Genomic DNA, 16,295 nt, shown 5'->3' on the forward strand with positions numbered 1-16,295 from the left:
GACGCTGAAACGGAAAGGGCGCGTCCAGCCGGGCGCGCCCTTTTTCGTTGGACCTCGCGCCTGCGCCCGCTAGCTTCCGCTCGCGGCCGGGCCGAACCACACCTGGCGCGAAGCAAGGGGAGGGCGTCATGGCCGGGTTTCCGCCGTTCGACGATCGCGACGGGTTCATCCATCTCGACGGGGCGCTGATCCCCTGGCGGGAGGCGCGGACGCATCTCTTGACCCATGCGCTGCACTATTCGACCGGCGTGTTCGAGGGCGAGCGCGCCTATGGCGGGACGATCTTCCGCTCGCGCGATCACTCCGAACGCCTTCTGAGATCGGCTGAAGCGATCTTCCTGCCCCTGAAAGTGAGCGTGGAGGAGATCGAGCGGGCGAAATACGCCACGCTGGAGGCCAACGGCCTCACGGACGCCTATGTCCGCGCCTTCGCCTTCCTGGGCTCGACGAAGATGGGCGTGGACATCGCCGGCGCGGGCGATGCGCACTTCGCCGTGGCGGTCTGGAACGACTGGGCGAGCTATGTCGACCCGGCCACGCGCGACAAGGGCGTCGATCTCGTCACCGTGCCGACCCGCCGACCGCCGCCTGAGTGCATGCGCGTGCAGGCCAAGGCCGCCGGCAACTACCAGATCAGCATCTGCGCGAAGGCCGAGGCGAAGGCGATGGGCGCGTTCGACGCCCTGATGCTCGACTGGGAAGGCTATGTCGCCGAATCGAGCGGCTCGAACATCTTCTTCGTGAAGGACGGTGCGGTGTTCACCCCGAAGGCCGACCGGTTCCTGAACGGCCTCACCCGCCAGACCGTGATCGCGCTCTGCCGGGAGGCGGGCCTCGAAGTGATCGACGACCGGCGCGTGACGCCTGAAGAGCTGCTCGCAGCCGACGAGGTCTTCCTCACTGGCTCGGCCTTCGAAGTGGCCCCGGTGATGAAGATCACCCACGAAGGCCGCGCGCACCACTTCGCCAGCTCAGACCGCGCGGTCTGGGTGGCGGAGCGGTACGGGGAGCATGTGCGGGGGCGGTGATCCCTCACTCCACCCTGACCGTCTCGATCCTGACGGGCTCGACCAGGAACTGGGCGTACTGGAAGTCCTCCGGCGCGTTTTCGATGCTGGTCTCTCCGCTCCAGATCGTTTCGACCACGTCCATGCCCTCGATCACCTCGCCGAAGACCGCGTAGCCGAGTTCGTCGGGATTGCGGGTGCCCGGCCCGGCGTCGAGGCCCGGATAGTCGGCGACCATGATGAAAAATTCCGTCGTCGCCGTGCCCGGATCGAACCGGGCCATGGAGATCGCGCCTCGCTTGTGGCTGAGGCCGGTCTGGGTCGTGGGCTCGTGCGCGATGGGTTCGGCGCCGGACGAGCCGTCGAAATCGTAGCCGCCCTGAATGAGGCTCATCGGCTCGACGTCCGGCCGGTCGTTGTCGGGCCGCACCGAGCGGTAGAAGAGCCCGCCGTCATAGGCGCCGGCCTCGGCGTGCCGGACGAAGTTCGCCACCGAGATCGGGGCGGCGTCTTCGGCCAGCGCGACGCGGATGTCCCCGGCGCTGGTCTCGATGACGGCGGTGCGCGGGCCGGCGTCCGCGGCGGTTTCAGCGGGCGGTTCGGCGTCGGGCGTGCAGGCGGCCAGCGCGACGGCTGCGGCGAGCAGGGCGTAGTGTTGCATGTCTCTCCCCCATGCGCCGGCCGGCGTGCTGACTCGGCGCTTTTCCTTTCTTCATTCTCTCATGCTAGATCGCGCGCATGGACGACGCCATACGCCCCAAACGCCGGCGCGGCCGGCCGCCGCTGGGACCTGAACATCGCGAACGGCTGATCAGGGCCACGCTGCACCTTCTCGACCGCAAGGGTCTGGAGGGGCTGCAGGCGCGCCTGATCGCCGCCGAGGCCAAGCTGTCTGTCGGCTCGCTGTACAAGCTCGTCGGCGATATCGACGACGTGGCGCGCGAGGCGGCGCTTCAGACCTATCGCGCCCTTTACGATCACGAGACGGCGATTTTCGCCACGGTGAAGGACCGGCCGGTCCGCGAGCAGCTTCTGGCGATGGCGCGCGGCTATGTCGAGTTCGTCAGCCGCCACGAGAAACGCTGGAGCGCGATCATCGCGCGCCGCCGCGCCGAAGGGCTGAGGCCGGAATGGTACGACGCGGCGGAAACGCGCATGTTCTCGCTGATCACCGAGCGGCTTTCGGAAGCCTTGCCCGGCGCGCTGGCCGAGCCCGACCGGCTGATGGCGGCCCGCGCGCTGTGGGCCGCGGTGCACGGCATCGTCACCGCCGCGAGCCATGACGACGGCGACCCGGCCGAGCAGGAGGCGATGATCACGCTGATCATCGACGGGGTTCTGGGCGAGCTCGCACGAAAAGCGGGTTGACCGGGAAAAGCCTGGCGGCTCATTCTTTGCCCATGAGCACGGCGCGCACCTTCTTTTATGCGATCTATTTCACCGGCCCGCGGGGGACCGGCTGACCACGCTCGCGCCGAGCCGATCAGTCTGCCCCCGCCCGAAAGGCGGGGGTTTTCGTTTGCGGGGAGCCTTCGACCGATGACCGAGACCAGAGACGACCGCGCCGCGCTGAGATCGGCGATCGACGCTGCGGACCGCGAGCTGCTGCGCCTTCTGGCCGACCGCAGGCGGCTGGGTGAGGCGCTGGGCGCGCTCAAGGCCGGAGAAAGCACGCCGGTGCGCGATCTCGAACGCGAGCGCGACGTGATCGACCGGGCGATGACCGCCGGCCGCGCGCAGGGGCTCGATGCAGGCTTTGTCGAAAAGCTGTTCCAGCTCATCATCGACGACAGCCTGCGCCGCCAGCGCGACGGTCTGGACGCGCGCGCGCACGGCCGCATGCTGACCGAGGCGCGGGTGGCGTATCTGGGCGGGCCGGGCAGCTATTCGCATTTCGCAGCGCACGCGCACTTTTCCGGCCGGTACTCAGGGCTGTCGCCGGTGATCAAGCGCGACTACGCGGCGGTCTTCGGCGCAGTGGAGAGCGGCGAAGCCGATTACGGCTTCCTGCCGATCGAGAACACCTCCACCGGCGGCATCGTGGAGGTCTACGACCTGTTGCGCGACACCAGGCTAAAGATCGCCGGCGAACGTCATCACCGGGTCGAACACGCGCTTTTAGGCAAATCGACCGATCTGGGCGCAGTGCGCACGGTCTACGGTCACGCCCAGGCGCTGCGCCAGGCGCAGATCTGGCTGAACGCCCGGCCTGAACTCAAAAAGGTCCCGGTGGCCTCGAGCACCCGCGCGCTCGAACGCGCGCTCGACGAGGGTCCGACCGTGGCTGCGGTGGCGGGGCCGGAAGCGGCGGGCCTGTTCGGTCTGAACGTGATCGAGCCGTCGATCTCCGATCATCCCGGCGCACAGACTCGATTCGTGGCGCTGGCGCTCGATCCCGAACCGGCGAGCCCGCTTTTGCCGTGCAAGACCTCGCTTGTGTTCGTGACCTCCGACGAGGCGGGCTCCCTGGTCGACGCGCTGGACGGGTTCAGGGCCGAGGGCGTCAATCTCACCAAGCTTGAAAGCCGGCCCGTGGCGGGCGCGCCCTGGGAGCAGATGTTTTTCCTCGATTTCGAAGGCCATGAAGAGGACGAGCCGGTCGCCCGCGCGCTCGCCCGGCTTCAGGGCCACGCCAAAAGCGTGCGCAGTTTCGGCTCCTACGGCTCGGACCGCTTGAAGCCCGCCGCACGCGAAGGCTAAAGACGTTGACTGAGGGCGGTTAGCTCAGCTGGTAGAGCATCTCGTTTACACCGAGCAGGTCGGCGGTTCGAACCCGTCACCGCCCACCAGCCTTCGCTCGCTGGCGCGAGCTTCGGCTCGGCGGACAATCATCCGGCGCGTAGTAGGCGTTGATTGAGCGAGCCGGAGCAAGCGATTCGACCCCTTTCTTTTTCACCGAGGCGGAAGTTACACTTCGCGCCATGAAAGACGGCTATGAACATCCGATCGCCGTGCCGCTTTTCTTTCTGGCGAGCTTCTGCGTGATCACTGGAGCAAACGCCGGCGAGGCGTCGGAGGGCGACCTGTTGGCGATCGTCGCAGTGTTGGCGGGCGTCATCGGAGCGGGGATTGCGCTCTTTCAACTCGCCCGCGGAATTTTGCGACGCTGAGCAGGTGTAGCGCGGCTCCGCGACGGAAACCGGCCGCCCCATCCGTATCGGTCTCAACGGCGCAGCCCTGCGCCGCTCAGCTGAGGAGCCCGATCCCATGAGCTTTCGTCCCTTGTTCGCCGCTGCATTCACGGTGCTGTTCGCCGCGCCCGCCTTCGCCCAGGCCGGTCCTGGCGCGATGTTCGACCGGTTCGACGCTGACGGAGACGGAGCGATCACCCGAGCCGAAGTCCGCGACTGGCGCGACCGATTCTTCACTGGCGCGGACGCGGATGCGGACGGGTACGTCACCCGCGAGGAGCTCGACGCCCTGCGCGCCCAGGCCGCCGACGCGGCAGAGGCCGCCGGTTACGGTCAGACCCGGCGCGGCCGTGCGGGCGGCATGGGCCGCGATCCCATCGCCCAGCACGACGCGGACGGTGACGGCCGGCTCTCACGCGCAGAGTTCGTCGATGCGCCGTTTCCTGCGCTCGACCGGTTCGACGCGAACGGCGACGGTGCGCTGAGCCGGGACGAGCTGCCTCAACGCCGCCGCGGCGGCTGACGGGCCGTCGCCCGGTCCGCCGCCGCGAGGAAGGCGGTCCAGTCTTCTTCAGTCACGCCATGCGTTCCCGGCCGGAGATGGCTGCTGACACGGGCGCCCGGGTCTTCGCCGTAGAGCGTCCAGGCTGGCGCTGCGGCGCGGGCGGCGGTTTCGGCGCCTTTGGGGTCGGCCCAGCTGTCGCGGTTGGCGCCGCCCAGATGGAGGGCGCGCGGGGCGAGAAGGGCGATGAGCTGGTGCTGGTTGACCGACAGGGCGGCTTCGTTTCCGGCGTAGCGGCTGAAGCGCGGCGTGAACCAGTGCGGGTAGGATTTCACCATCGAAGCAACGGGTTCGCCGGTCGCGTCGGCGTGAGGCGCGGCGCCGGTGGTTCCCGACTGGTGGACGAGGGTGAGTGCGATCCGGTCGTCTCGGGCCGCAGCCAGGAGCGCCGCCTTGCCGCGTCTGGAATGGCCGTAGGCGAAGACCGGCGCTGATCCGAGCTCGGGGTGGTCTTCAATGGCGTCGATCATCGCTGACAGGGTCCAGGCCCAGACCGAGATCAGGCCGGGCCGGTTTTCAGCGCCCGAATCAACGCCCAGACGGAGAAGCGCTGCGTCGAACCGGTCCCGCTCGTCAGGCCCGATCGCGCCGTCGTGGAAGAGAGCGGCGGCGTAGCCGGCCTCGAGAATCCGGTCGAGCGGCGGGGTGAGGATGTGCTTTCCAAACAGGGCCCCGACGAGACCGCCAGGGTCCCCGCCCAGGCTCTCGGGAGGGCCGCACCAGCTTGACCTGTAGTCGGTCGGCGGATCGATGCGGTGATCGGAGAGCGCGGCTCTGAGTCCGCAGTCTGCGGGGATGAAAAACACCCCGTTTACAGAGCCTTGCGGCCTGACGACGGCGAGGGTGAGGGCGATCGGATCGGCGCTTTCAGGGGTGATCGTGATCCGGCGCAGCTCCAGAACGCCGGTCCCGACCCAGTCCGGAGCGGGCAGGGTCTCGACTTCCAGCGTCGTGACGGCGGGTTCGGCCGGGGCGGCGCCGTAGATTTCACGTTCAAAAACAGCAAGCAGCGCGGTTCGTCGCGCCTCCCAGTCCGCCAGAGTGTCCACAGCTTCCTGACCATACCCTTCGGCGAAAAGCGGCGGGGCGAGGGGGGCTCTGGCGGGGGTGTTCTCGGCTGTGGCGAGGAGGTGGCGCACGGGTGTGGCGCTGGCCAGAAGACCGGCGAGGAGGGCGGTGAGGAGGGCTGCGGCGAGGGCGAGCCTGGCCTTGCCGGTGGGAGCGGACATGGGGACAGACTAGCGCCTGTCCGGGGGATCGTCAGCGCGTGTGCAGACAGGTGCGAAAGCAGCGCGAAACCTGCTTGACCGCATCCGGCCCCCGCTTTAGGAAAGCGCCTCTCCGGGGCGGCCACCCGCGCCGGGGAAGCGATCTGGGCGGGTGTAGCTCAGTTGGTTAGAGCGCCGGCCTGTCACGCCGGAGGTCGCGGGTTCGAGCCCCGTCACTCGCGCCAGTTCCAGATCGAAACCGTGCAAAGCGCCCGCCCTTATCCGGCGGGCGTTTCGCGTTTCGGGCCCGTCGGATTCACCTTCTGAAACCGCCCTGACGTCATGGGGAACCGCCCCGGCGTCATCAAAACCGCTATTCGTGTCGGAGCGCCTCGATCGGGTCGAGCCGGCTGGCTCTCAGGGCGGGATAAAATCCGAACAGGACGCCCACCAGGGTCGAGGCGCCGATCGCGATCGCCGCGATCGAGGGATCGACCGAGACCGGCAGCTGCTGCAGCCCGAGCGCGGGGGCGAACTGTTCGAGCGCGACCGCCGAGGCGACGCCCAGGCCGAGCCCGAGCACCCCGCCGACCGAACACAGCACGACCGATTCGATCAGGAACTGGTTCCTGATGTCCGCGCGCCGCGCGCCGACCGCGAGCCTGAGGCCGATCTCCCGCGTGCGTTCGGTCACCGAGACCAGCATCACGTTCATGATGCCGATGCCGCCCACCAGAAGCGTGATGAGCCCGGCCGCGGCGAGCAGCACGCCCAGCACGCGTTCGCTTTCGTTGAAGGCGCGGATGAACTCGGCGAAATTTCGCACCGAGAAATCGTCTTCCGCGCCGGGTTCGATTCCGCGCAGACCGCGCAGATAATCGGTGATCTCGGCCTGGGCGACTTCCATGTCCTCGCCGGCGGCGACCTCGACCCAGACGGTCTGGACCGGATCGCGCACGCCCGCGCGGGAAAAGCCCGACACCCGCTCGCGCACGGTGGAGATCGGCGCGATGATGATGTCGTCCTGATCCTGCCCCCAGCCGCCCTGGCCGAGTTCCTCGAGAAGGCCGATCACCTCGAAGGGCTGGCCGTTCAGGCGCACCGTGGCCCCCAGAGAGCCGCCGGAAGGAAACAGCTCCTCGGCGACGGTCTGACCCAGAATGGCGACCCGGGCGGAACGCTGGTTCTCGGTGGGCGTAAAGAGCCGGCCCTGATCGATCTCCCAGTCGCGAATCTCGATATAGTCAGGATGCACGCCGACGATCTGGGTGGGCCAGTTCACGCCGTCGACCACGGCGGTGACCTGGCTCTGCACCGTGCCCGATGCGGCGACGATCACCGGCACGTCGCGCCGCAGGGCGTCCACGTCATCGGAGGAGAAGGGGGTGGCGCTGCCCGCCCCGCCGCGCCGCCCGCCGCGATTGTCCGAGCCCGGGCGGATGTTGAGCGTGTTCGCGCCCAGCCCGGCGATCTGGTCTTCCAGCGCGGCGCTCGCGCCTTCGGTCAGCGACACGGTGGTGATCACCGCGGCCACGCCGAAGATCACGCCGAGGATCGCGAGAAAGCTTCTGAGCGCATTGACCCGCAGGGCGGTCAGCGCGACGGAGATCGCAGCGAGAAAGTTCATCGACTGTCCTCCACGATCTGCCCGTCGCGGAAGACGATCCGGCGGCGGGTGTGCGCGCCCACATCGTCCTCGTGGGTGACGAGAATCACGGTGATGCCCTGCGCGTTCAGCGAATCGAAGATCGACATGACTTCGTGGCTGGTTTTCGTGTCGAGCGCGCCCGTGGGTTCGTCGGCGAGCAGGATGGAGGGCTCGCCCGCCAGCGCCCGGGCGATCGCAACGCGCTGCTGCTGACCGCCTGAGAGCTGGGAGGGATGATTGGCGAGCCGGTCGCCCAGCCCCACCATTTCAAGACATTCGATCGCGCGCTTGCGGCGTTTCGCCGTGCTCCAGCCGCGATAGACCAATGGCAGGGCGACATTGTCGACCGCGCTGGTCCGGGCGAGCAGGTTGAACTGCTGGAAGACGAAGCCGACAGAGCGGTTTCTGAAGGCGGCGAGCTCGTCGGGCGTGCGGTCGTTCAGCTCCTCGCCGTCGACCACCAGCTTGCCGCCGTCGGGCCGGTCCAGCGCGCCGAGCATGTTCATGAAGGTCGATTTGCCCGAGCCCGAGGCGCCCATGATCGCCACGTACTCGCCTGCGTCGATGTCGCAATCCACGCCGTCCAGCGCCCGGATCTCCGAGCCGCCGAGCGTGTAGGTGCGCACAAGCCCGCGCGCCCGGATGAGCGGCGGGCTCATCAGCCCGCCTCGCGCACGCGGGTGACGACCGCCTCGCCGGCCTCGAGCCCCTGGCCGAGGATCTGGGTGTATTGCCCGTCGGACAGACCCAGCCCGACCGGGCGGGCGGCGATCCGGCCGTCTTCGGTCTGAACCCACAGCGTGCCGCGGCGCACGTCCTGGCGGGCGTTGGCGCGTTCGGCGGCCAGCGCATCGTAGCGGGCGAGCTGTTCGGTCGTCAGCACGTCAGACAGGGCCCGGCGGATCACCGCCTGGAAGTTCGGCGGCCCGCCGCCGCCCCCGGCCGCGCCGGCCTGCATCTGCGCGCGCATCTGGGCGAAGGCGTCGCGAAGCGCGGTGCGCGCTTCGTCTTTTTGTTCATCGGTCATGTCGAGCTGTTCGGCGAGGCCGTCGATCATCGCGTCCATGCCGCCGCCGCGCCCGCGCCCGCCGCCACGGCCTTCCCCGCCGGGCGCTTCGGCGACCAGAGCCTCGGCCGCGCCGCGCGGGGTGAAGCGCAGCGCCGCGTTGGGCGCGGCGAGCACGCCGTCGACCGATCCGGTGACGATGGTGACGTTCGCGGTCATGCCCGGAAGCAGGCGCTGGCCGGGATTGTCCGCTTCGATGACGACCGTATAGGTCACCACGTTCTGCGCGTCCTGCGCGGCGAGGCGGACCTGCGTGACCTGACCGTCGAAATTCTGGCCGGGATAGGCGTCCACGTCGAAGCTGACGGTCTGGCCCTCCTCGATCTGGCCGATATCGGCCTCGTCGATCTGGGCCTCGATCTGGATGCGGCCGAGATCCTGCGCGATCAGGAACAGGACCGGCGCGTTGAAGGAGGCGGCGACGGTCTGGCCCTCGTCGATCTGGCGGTCGATCACCACCCCGTCGATGGGCGAGCGGATGAAGGTGCGCTGAAGATCGACCTGCGCGCTTTCGAGATTCGCCTCGCGCTGCTGCAGGGCGGCGCGCGCGTTCCTGAGATTGGCGTTGGCCACCGACAGCCCGGCGCGGGCGTTCTCATAGGCGGTCTCGGCCTGATCGTACTGGGCTTCGGAGAAGGTGCCGCGCTCGCGCAGGGACTGGGCGCGGTCGAAGGCCCGGCGCGCGGCGTTCAGTTCGGCGTCGGCGCGGGAGACGTTGGCGCGGCTCACCTCCACCTGGGCACGGGCGACTTCGAGGGCGGCTTCGGCTTCACGCACGCGGGTTTCGAAGGTCTGCGGATCAATACGGGCGAGCAGGCCGCCAGCCTCGACCGGGTCGTTGAAATCCGCGTCGATCGAAAGAATCTGACCGGACAGCTGGGAGCCGACCTCGACGGTGATCAGCGGGGCGATCTTGCCCGAGGAGGCGACGACGCGGGACAGGTCGCGGCGTTCGAGCTGGGCGGTCTCGATCCGAAGATCGCCGCTCGCCGCGCCGTCATCGCGGAGAAAGAAGAACCAGCCTGCGGCCGCAGCGGCGGCGACGACGACGAGCACTGTGAGAATTCGCGCCATGAACACCCCCCCAAAGCGCGCCGGAAAAATGCGCGGCGCAGCAAGATACGGATCGGTAGCACGCGAGCCGTCGCGGCGAAAATGAACATGAAGACAGGCTCATTTCAGCAATTGAAAATCACTTGCAGATAAAGCCTGTAAAACCCGGCCGGAACGGGCGTTCCGGGCGGTGCTTTCGTCTTGCGGCGCGGAACGGGTCGAACTAGCTTCCGCCCCGACCGCGACCGGGGTCTCGTCGCGGGCGTCCGGGTGCGCGGAAACGCCCCATGCGCGCCGGCGGTCTCCCGGACCATATGGATCATCACGCCGGAAAGGTGAGACGCGACATGAACGCGCTCCTTCTCGAATATCTGCCGATCCTGATCTTCTTCGGAATCGCGACCGTGCTGGGCCTTGCCTTCATCCTGGCCGCCTTCGTGCTCGCGCCGTCCGATCCCGATCCGGAAAAGGTGTCGACCTATGAATGCGGGTTCAACGCCTTCGACGACGCGCGGATGAAGTTCGACGTCCGGTTCTATCTGGTGGCGATCCTGTTCATCATCTTCGACCTCGAGGTCGCCTTCCTCTTCCCCTGGCTGTTCCCGATCTTCGAGGGGAACATCTTCGCCTTCTGGTCGATGATGGTCTTCCTCGGGGTTCTGACGGTGGGCTTTCTCTATGAATGGCGCAAAGGCGCCCTGGACTGGGAGTAGGCGATGGCCGACGCGACCTATCCGGCGGGCGGCGCGGGCAAGGCCGCGACCCCGCTCTACGACCCCAAGAAACACGATCCGTTCTTCGACGGCGTTTCCGACGCGCTGGCCGACAAGGGCTTTCTCGTCGCGCGGGCGGACGATCTGATCACCTGGGCGCGCACCGGCTCGCTGATGTGGATGACGTTCGGCCTGGCGTGCTGCGCGGTGGAGATGATGCAGGCCTCCATGCCGCGCTACGACATCGAACGCCTGGGCGCCGCGCCGCGCGGTTCGCCCCGGCAGTCCGACGTGATGATTGTCGCGGGCACGCTGACCAACAAGATGGCTCCGGCCCTGCGCAAGGTCTACGACCAGATGCCCGAGCCGCGCTACGTCATCTCGATGGGCAGCTGCGCGAACGGGGGCGGGTATTATCACTACTCGTACTCGGTGGTGCGCGGCTGCGACCGCATCGTGCCGGTGGACATCTACGTGCCCGGCTGCCCGCCGACCGCCGAAGCGCTGATCTACGGCATCATGCAGCTTCAGAAGAAGATCCGCCGCGAAGGCTCGATCGAGCGCTAGCCGCTCGGACCTGGGAGAGGGCGCCTTGAGCAAACCCGAAACACTCAAAGAGCTCGGCGAGCACATCGCCGCGAGCCATGACGAGGACGTCAGGGGCTTTGCGGTCGAGAACGGCGAGCTGACCGTGGAGATCCATCGCGACCGCGTGGCCAAGGTCATGCGCTTTTTGCGCGACGATCCGGTCTGCCGCTTCACCACGCTGATCGACATCTGCGGGGTGGACTGGCCCAGCCGCAGCGACCGGTTCGACGTGGTCTATCACCTTCTGTCGATGCACCATAACCAGCGCATCCGGGTGATCCTGACCACCGACGAGGACAGCCCGGTGGAATCGATCACCTCGATCTTCCCGGCCGCGAACTGGTTCGAGCGCGAAGCCTTCGACATGTACGGGATCCTGTTCGACAACCATCCCGACCTGCGCCGGATCCTCACCGATTACGGCTTCCACGGCTTCCCGCTGAGGAAGGACTTCCCGCTGACCGGCTTTACTCAGGTCGTCTATGACGACGAGCAGAAGCGGGTGGTCTACGAGCCGGTGACGCTGGTTCAGGAATACCGCGAGTTTGATTTCCTGTCCCCCTGGGAAGGCGCGAAATACGTGCTGCCCGGCGACGAGAAGGCGGAGGACAAGGCGTGACCATTGCCGCTTCCATTCTTGCGGGCCTGATCGGGGCCGTCTCCGCCGGGGGCGCGCCGGCGGCGGAGTTCGGCAAGGCGCATGCGGTCGGCTGCTACGCCAATTACGTGCCTTTGCTCAACCGTGACGGCGCCCAGATCGACCGGCTGGCGCCGGGCGAGGAGAAGGACGTGCTGACCGAAGAAAGCGTCTTCTGGTCCGCGCGCGTCGGCGCGTTTTCCGAGAACGAAGAAGACGCCGAACTCGACCGTCAGCTGGCCGGCGCCCAGCGCGCGCTTGCGCTCGCGCGCACGGTGCTGACGACCGGCCCGCAGGACGCGCAGAGCGATATGACCGGTGCGCTCGCCCAGTGCCGGACCGACCGTAGCGCGATCGAAGCAGAGACGAGCGAACCGGCGGAGCCGACCGATGGCTGAAACAGACATCCGCAATTTCACGATTAATTTCGGCCCCGTTCACCCGGCCGCGCATGGCGTGCTGCGCATGGTGCTGGAGCTGGACGGCGAGGTGGTCGAGCGCGTCGATCCCCATATCGGCCTTCTGCACCGCGGCACCGAGAAGCTGCTCGAGCACAAAACGTACCTGCAGGGCATCGGCTATTTCGACCGGCTCGACTACGTCGCGCCGATGAACCAGGAGCACGCCTTCTGCATGGCGGCCGAGAAGCTTGCCGGCATTCCGGTGCCCAAGCGCGGCTCCTATGTGCGCGTGCTCTATTCCGAGATCGGCCGGATCCTGGCGCACCTTCTGAACATCACCACCCAGGCGATGGACGTGGGCGCGCTGACCCCGCCGCTGTGGGGGTTCGAAGAGCGCGAAAAGCTGATGGGCTTCTATGAGCGCGCGTCCGGCGCGCGCCTGCACGCGCACTTCTTCCGGCTGGGCGGCGTGCACCAGGACCTGCCCCAGGCGCTGATCGACGACATCTATGCGTGGTGTGAAAACTTCCCCAAGCATGTCGACGATCTCGAAGCGCTTCTGACCGGCAGCCGCATCTTCCGCGCCCGCAATGTCGATATCGGCGTGGTCAGCAAGGAAGACGCGCTGGCGTGGGGCTTTTCCGGCGTGATGGTGCGCGGCTCGGGCATGGCCTGGGATCTGCGCCGCGCCCAGCCCTACGAGGTTTATGACGAGCTCGACTTCAAGATTCCGCTCGGCAAGAACGGCGACAATTTCGACCGCTATCTGTGCCGCATGGAAGAGATGCGCGAGAGCGTGAAGATCATGAAGCAGTGCTGCGAATGGCTCTCCAGGGCGGAGAACCAGGGCGAGGTGCTGCCCACCGACACCAAATGGGCGCCGCCGCGGCGCGCGGAGATGAAGCGCTCGATGGAAGCGCTCATCCACCACTTCAAGCTCTACACCGAAGGCGTGCACGTGCCCGAGGGCCAGGCCTACGCCGCCGTCGAGGCGCCCAAGGGCGAGTTCGGCGTCTATCTGGTCTCCACTGGCGGCAACAAGCCCTACCGGGTGAAGATCCGCGCGCCGGGCTTCCCGCACCTGCAGGCCATGGATCACCTGAACAAGGGCCACATGCTGGCCGACGTTTCCGCGATCCTGGGCTCGCTGGACATCGTGTTCGGGGAGATCGACCGGTAATGCTCTCCGCTGCGACAGCCGCCAATGAGGCTCTGAGCCCGGCCATGCTCGCCGAGCGCCAGCTCGCCGCGTACAACGCGCGCGATCTGGACGCGTTCGCGGCGTGCTTCGCCGAGGACGTGGAGGTCTACGACTTCCCCGGCGTGCTTACGCTGTCGGGCCGGGACGCCTTCCGCGCGCGCTATGTCGAACGCTTCAAGTCCGAGGGGCTCGAAGCGATCGCGGTGCACCGGGCGGTCGTCGGAAACCGCGTCGTCGATCACGAGCGCGTCTGGCTGGAAGGCCGGTCGAGGAGCGCACCGATCGATCTGGTCGTCATCTACACGGTGCGGGAGGGCCTCATCGCCCGCGTCGATTTCATCAAGGAGGGGACGCCCTCATGAGCGTGCGCCGTCTCGCCGCCGAGCAGCCTGAAAGCTTCGCCTTTTCAAAGGAGAGCGAGGAAAAGGTCGCGTTCTGGCTGAACAAGTATCCGGACGACCGGAAGGCCTCTGCGGTGATCCCGCTTCTGTGGATCGTGCAGAAGCAGGAGAACTGGATCTCCGAGCCGGCCATGCGCGAGATCGCGGAGCGGCTGGCCATGCCGTATATCCGCGTCTACGAGGTCGCGACTTTCTATACGATGTTCAACCTCGCCCCGACCGGCCGGCACCTGATCCAGGTGTGCGGCACGACGCCGTGCTGGCTGCGCGGCGCGGACGGGCTGAAGGCGGTCTGCGAGAAGAAGATCGGGCCCAAGGGCCGGGGCCACGTCTCCGCCGACGGCGCGCTCGCCTGGGAAGAGGTGGAATGCCTGGGCGCGTGCGCGAACGCGCCGATGGTGCAGATCTCCAACACCGAGGGCGACTTCTACTACGAGGACCTGACGCCCGAGGCGCTCGAGCAGATGCTCGACGATCTCAGCGCCGGCAAAGCGGTCGAACACGGCCCGATCACCAAGCGCCATGCGTCCGAACCGACCCAGGCCAAGGTGAAGGTGCTCGAAGACGCCGGCCTCTATGACGGCTCGCGCGCTGAGCCGATCACCGCGCTGCCGAACACCACGGCGAAGACCGATCCCGAGCCCAAGGCCAAGCCGGTCAAGGACGACCGCCAGGAGACCGAGGCGAAGCGCCCGGCCGCCGTCGCCAAGCCCGCGGCCAAGGACGAGGCCGAGGCGAAGAAGCCTGAAGAGGCGCAGCCGAAGACCCCGGCGAAGAAGCGGCCTGCGGCGAAGAAGGCGACGGCCGCTAAAAAGCCGGCCGCCAAATCCACCGCGGCGAAGAAGCCCGCGGCGAAGAAACCGGCTGCGAAAAAATCGCCGCCGAAGAAGAGCGAGGAGTAGGGCGCCATGACCCAGCTTCTGCAGGACAAGGACCGCATCTTCACCAATCTCTACGGCCGCCATGACTGGCGCCTGGAGGCGGCGAAGACGCGCGGTTCGTGGAACGGCACCAAAGAGATCCTCGAACAGGGCCGCGACTGGATCATCGATCAGGTCAAGAAGTCCGGCCTGCGCGGCCGGGGCGGGGCGGGCTTCCCGACGGGTCTGAAATGGTCGTTCATGCCCAAGGAAGTCGGCGCGCGGCCGCACTATCTGGTGGTCAACGCCGACGAGTCCGAGCCGGGCACGTGCAAGGACCGCGAGATGATGCGCCACGATCCGCAGCACCTCATCGAGGGCTGCCTGATCGCGAGCTACGCCATGCGCGCGCACGCCTGCTACATCTATATCCGCGGCGAGTACCAGCTGGAGCTGTCCCGCCTCGAAGCGGCGATCAAGGAAGCGTACGACGCGAAGCTGATCGGCAAGGACAACATCCACGGCTGGGATTTCGACCTCTACGTCCATCACGGCGCGGGCGCGTATATCTGCGGTGAAGAGACCGCGCTTCTCGAAAGCCTGGAAGGCAAGAAGGGCCAGCCGCGCCTGAAGCCGCCGTTTCCGGCGAACGCAGGCCTCTACGGCTGCCCCACCACAGTAAACAACGTGGAATCGATCGCGGTCGTCCCGACCATCCTGCGCCGCGGCGCGGACTGGTTCGCCGGCTTCGGCCGTGAGGGCAATGCGGGCACGAAAGTGTTCTCGATCTCGGGCCACGTGAACGCGCCGTGCAATGTCGAAGAGGCGATGAGCATCCCGCTCAGGACCCTCATCGAGAGCTATTGCGGCGGCGTGCGCGGCGGCTGGGATAACCTCAAGGCCGTCATCCCGGGCGGGTCGTCGGTTCCCCTTCTGCCGAAGGAGATCTGCGACGACGTGCTGATGGATTTCGACGCTCTGAAAGAGCACAAATCCGGCCTCGGCACCGCAGCGGTCATCGTCATGGACAAGTCCACCGACGTGGTGAAGGCGATCGCGCGCATTTCGTACTTCTACAAGCACGAAAGCTGCGGCCAGTGCACGCCGTGCCGCGAAGGCACGGGCTGGATGTGGCGCGTGCTCGAACGCATGGCGCGCGGCGAGGCGCAGACCAGCGAGATCGACGATTTGCTCGACGTGGCGGGCCAGGTGGAAGGTCACACGATCTGCGCGCTCGGCGACGCGGCGGCCTGGCCGGTCCAGGGCCTGATCCGGCATTTCCGCCACGAGATCGAAGAGCGGATCGAAAACTATCGCGCCGGCAAGCCGGTGTTCACCCCGGCGGTGGCGGCGGAGTAGAGGGATGCGCATCGTTCTGACCGCCCATGCGCGGGAGCGATGCGAAGAACGGGGCGTGAAGCCCGAATGGATCGACCGGACGCTGGCTGAACCCGACTGGGTTGAGCCGGACCCGAGCGATCCGGACGCGAAACGGTGGTTCAAGGCGGGCGTCGCCGGAGACGGACGCGTGCTGCGGGTCGCCGCGAGAGTTGAAAAGGATGCGGCCGTCGTGATCACAGCCTTCTTTGACAGAGGCGCGCGGCGGACGAGGAGCGAAACATGAACTGGCGCTATGACAGTGAGGCGGATGCGGCTTATCTGAGCCTCGCCGACGCCAAGGTCGCCGAGAGCGAGGAGGTTGCGCGCGACGTCGTCGTCGATCTCGACGCGGACGACCGCATCGTCGGGATCGAGGTGCTCCACGCCTCGCGCCGCTTGCCGGACGCCGTCATCCACCCTGAAGCGGCGGAGTAGGGAC

General features: G+C 67.4%; 18 protein-coding genes, 2 tRNA genes and 2 pseudogenes. 17 read left to right on the forward strand and 5 right to left on the reverse strand.

Annotated features, from left to right (window positions below; all coding sequences use genetic code 11):
- Window positions 1-128: 128 nt before the first annotated feature.
- A complete protein-coding gene (gene ilvE, locus ABL308_11510; protein XBQ15578.1) occupies window positions 129-1,028 on the forward strand; it encodes a branched-chain-amino-acid transaminase in 900 nt (299 codons plus the stop codon).
- A gap of 4 nt (window positions 1,029-1,032) precedes the next feature.
- Here the strand turns inward: ilvE and ABL308_11515 are convergent, their stop codons facing one another.
- Window positions 1,033-1,668 (reverse strand): peptidylprolyl isomerase, encoded by a 636-nt coding sequence (locus tag ABL308_11515; GenBank protein XBQ15579.1) that lies wholly within the window; start codon window positions 1,666-1,668, stop codon window positions 1,033-1,035.
- Window positions 1,669-1,745: 77 nt separating this feature from the next.
- Here ABL308_11515 and ABL308_11520 point away from each other — a divergent pair, with 77 nt between their 5' ends.
- The 5 genes from ABL308_11520 (at window position 1,746) to ABL308_11540 (ending at window position 4,661) form a co-directional block, all read left to right on the forward strand.
- On the forward strand, window positions 1,746-2,375 hold the full coding sequence (locus ABL308_11520; GenBank protein XBQ15580.1) for a TetR/AcrR family transcriptional regulator: 630 nt from the start codon (window positions 1,746-1,748) through the stop codon (window positions 2,373-2,375).
- Window positions 2,376-2,546: 171 nt separating this feature from the next.
- Window positions 2,547-3,707 (forward strand): prephenate dehydratase domain-containing protein, encoded by a 1,161-nt coding sequence (locus ABL308_11525; GenBank protein ID XBQ15581.1) that lies wholly within the window; start codon window positions 2,547-2,549, stop codon window positions 3,705-3,707.
- 13 nt (window positions 3,708-3,720) lie between these two features.
- Window positions 3,721-3,796: transfer RNA gene (locus tag ABL308_11530), tRNA-Val, on the forward strand.
- 132 nt (window positions 3,797-3,928) lie between these two features.
- Entirely contained in the window at window positions 3,929-4,117 is a 189-nt protein-coding gene (locus tag ABL308_11535; protein ID XBQ15582.1) for a hypothetical protein, read from the forward strand.
- Window positions 4,118-4,214: 97 nt separating this feature from the next.
- Window positions 4,215-4,661: a hypothetical protein gene (locus ABL308_11540; GenBank protein ID XBQ15583.1), complete on the forward strand. Its 447-nt coding sequence runs from the start codon at window positions 4,215-4,217 to the stop codon at window positions 4,659-4,661.
- Here ABL308_11540 and ABL308_11545 read toward each other — a convergent pair.
- Window positions 4,640-5,929: a hypothetical protein gene (locus tag ABL308_11545; GenBank protein ID XBQ15584.1), complete on the reverse strand. Its 1,290-nt coding sequence runs from the start codon at window positions 5,927-5,929 to the stop codon at window positions 4,640-4,642. The genes ABL308_11540 and ABL308_11545 overlap by 22 nt on opposite strands.
- 147 nt (window positions 5,930-6,076) lie before the next feature.
- Here ABL308_11545 and ABL308_11550 point away from each other — a divergent pair.
- A tRNA-Asp gene (locus tag ABL308_11550) sits at window positions 6,077-6,153 on the forward strand.
- A 128-nt stretch (window positions 6,154-6,281) separates the two neighbouring features.
- On the opposite strand, the gene ABL308_11555 is transcribed toward ABL308_11550, so the two are convergent.
- The 3 genes from ABL308_11555 to ABL308_11565 are packed head-to-tail and all read right to left on the reverse strand — an operon-like array spanning window position 6,282 to window position 9,696.
- Window positions 6,282-7,535 (reverse strand): ABC transporter permease, encoded by a 1,254-nt coding sequence (locus tag ABL308_11555; GenBank protein XBQ15585.1) that lies wholly within the window; start codon window positions 7,533-7,535, stop codon window positions 6,282-6,284.
- Complete coding sequence (locus tag ABL308_11560; protein XBQ15586.1) at window positions 7,532-8,215, reverse strand: ABC transporter ATP-binding protein; 684 nt, start codon at window positions 8,213-8,215, stop codon at window positions 7,532-7,534. Before ABL308_11560 ends, ABL308_11555 begins: the two co-directional genes overlap by 4 nt.
- Complete coding sequence (locus ABL308_11565) at window positions 8,215-9,696, reverse strand: efflux RND transporter periplasmic adaptor subunit (protein XBQ15587.1); 1,482 nt, start codon at window positions 9,694-9,696, stop codon at window positions 8,215-8,217. Before ABL308_11565 ends, ABL308_11560 begins: the two co-directional genes overlap by 1 nt.
- Before the next feature lie 326 nt (window positions 9,697-10,022).
- Between ABL308_11565 and ABL308_11570 the strand changes: the two genes are divergently transcribed.
- From ABL308_11570 to ABL308_11615, 10 genes and pseudogenes are all read left to right on the forward strand, one after another.
- Complete coding sequence (locus ABL308_11570; GenBank protein XBQ15588.1) at window positions 10,023-10,388, forward strand: NADH-quinone oxidoreductase subunit A; 366 nt, start codon at window positions 10,023-10,025, stop codon at window positions 10,386-10,388.
- Window positions 10,358-10,955, forward strand: a pseudogene (locus ABL308_11575) (NADH-quinone oxidoreductase subunit B family protein). Before ABL308_11570 ends, ABL308_11575 begins: the two are co-directional and overlap by 31 nt.
- 25 nt (window positions 10,956-10,980) lie before the next feature.
- Window positions 10,981-11,595 carry an NADH-quinone oxidoreductase subunit C gene (locus ABL308_11580; GenBank protein ID XBQ15589.1) on the forward strand — a complete coding sequence of 205 codons (615 nt, stop codon included), beginning with the start codon at window positions 10,981-10,983 and terminating at the stop codon, window positions 11,593-11,595.
- Complete coding sequence (locus ABL308_11585; protein ID XBQ15590.1) at window positions 11,592-12,011, forward strand: hypothetical protein; 420 nt, start codon at window positions 11,592-11,594, stop codon at window positions 12,009-12,011. The genes ABL308_11580 and ABL308_11585 overlap by 4 nt, the downstream gene beginning before the upstream one ends.
- Window positions 12,004-13,194, forward strand: a complete 1,191-nt coding sequence (locus ABL308_11590) for an NADH-quinone oxidoreductase subunit D (GenBank protein ID XBQ15591.1) — start codon at window positions 12,004-12,006, stop codon at window positions 13,192-13,194. The genes ABL308_11585 and ABL308_11590 overlap by 8 nt, the downstream gene beginning before the upstream one ends.
- Complete coding sequence (locus tag ABL308_11595; protein XBQ15592.1) at window positions 13,194-13,577, forward strand: nuclear transport factor 2 family protein; 384 nt, start codon at window positions 13,194-13,196, stop codon at window positions 13,575-13,577. The genes ABL308_11590 and ABL308_11595 overlap by 1 nt, the downstream gene beginning before the upstream one ends.
- Window positions 13,574-14,233: pseudogene (gene nuoE, locus ABL308_11600) on the forward strand (NADH-quinone oxidoreductase subunit NuoE). Before ABL308_11595 ends, nuoE begins: the two are co-directional and overlap by 4 nt.
- A 291-nt stretch (window positions 14,234-14,524) precedes the next feature.
- A complete protein-coding gene (gene nuoF, locus ABL308_11605; GenBank protein ID XBQ15593.1) occupies window positions 14,525-15,835 on the forward strand; it encodes an NADH-quinone oxidoreductase subunit NuoF in 1,311 nt (436 codons plus the stop codon).
- Window positions 15,836-15,839: 4 nt separating this feature from the next.
- Entirely contained in the window at window positions 15,840-16,100 is a 261-nt protein-coding gene (locus tag ABL308_11610) for a DUF4258 domain-containing protein (GenBank protein ID XBQ15594.1), read from the forward strand.
- Complete coding sequence (locus tag ABL308_11615; protein XBQ15595.1) at window positions 16,097-16,291, forward strand: DUF2283 domain-containing protein; 195 nt, start codon at window positions 16,097-16,099, stop codon at window positions 16,289-16,291. The genes ABL308_11610 and ABL308_11615 overlap by 4 nt, the downstream gene beginning before the upstream one ends.
- The last annotated feature ends 4 nt before the right edge of the window (window positions 16,292-16,295 follow it).

It is taken from the genome of Oceanicaulis sp. (genome assembly GCA_040112665.1).
Classification (GTDB): domain Bacteria; phylum Pseudomonadota; class Alphaproteobacteria; order Caulobacterales; family Maricaulaceae; genus Oceanicaulis.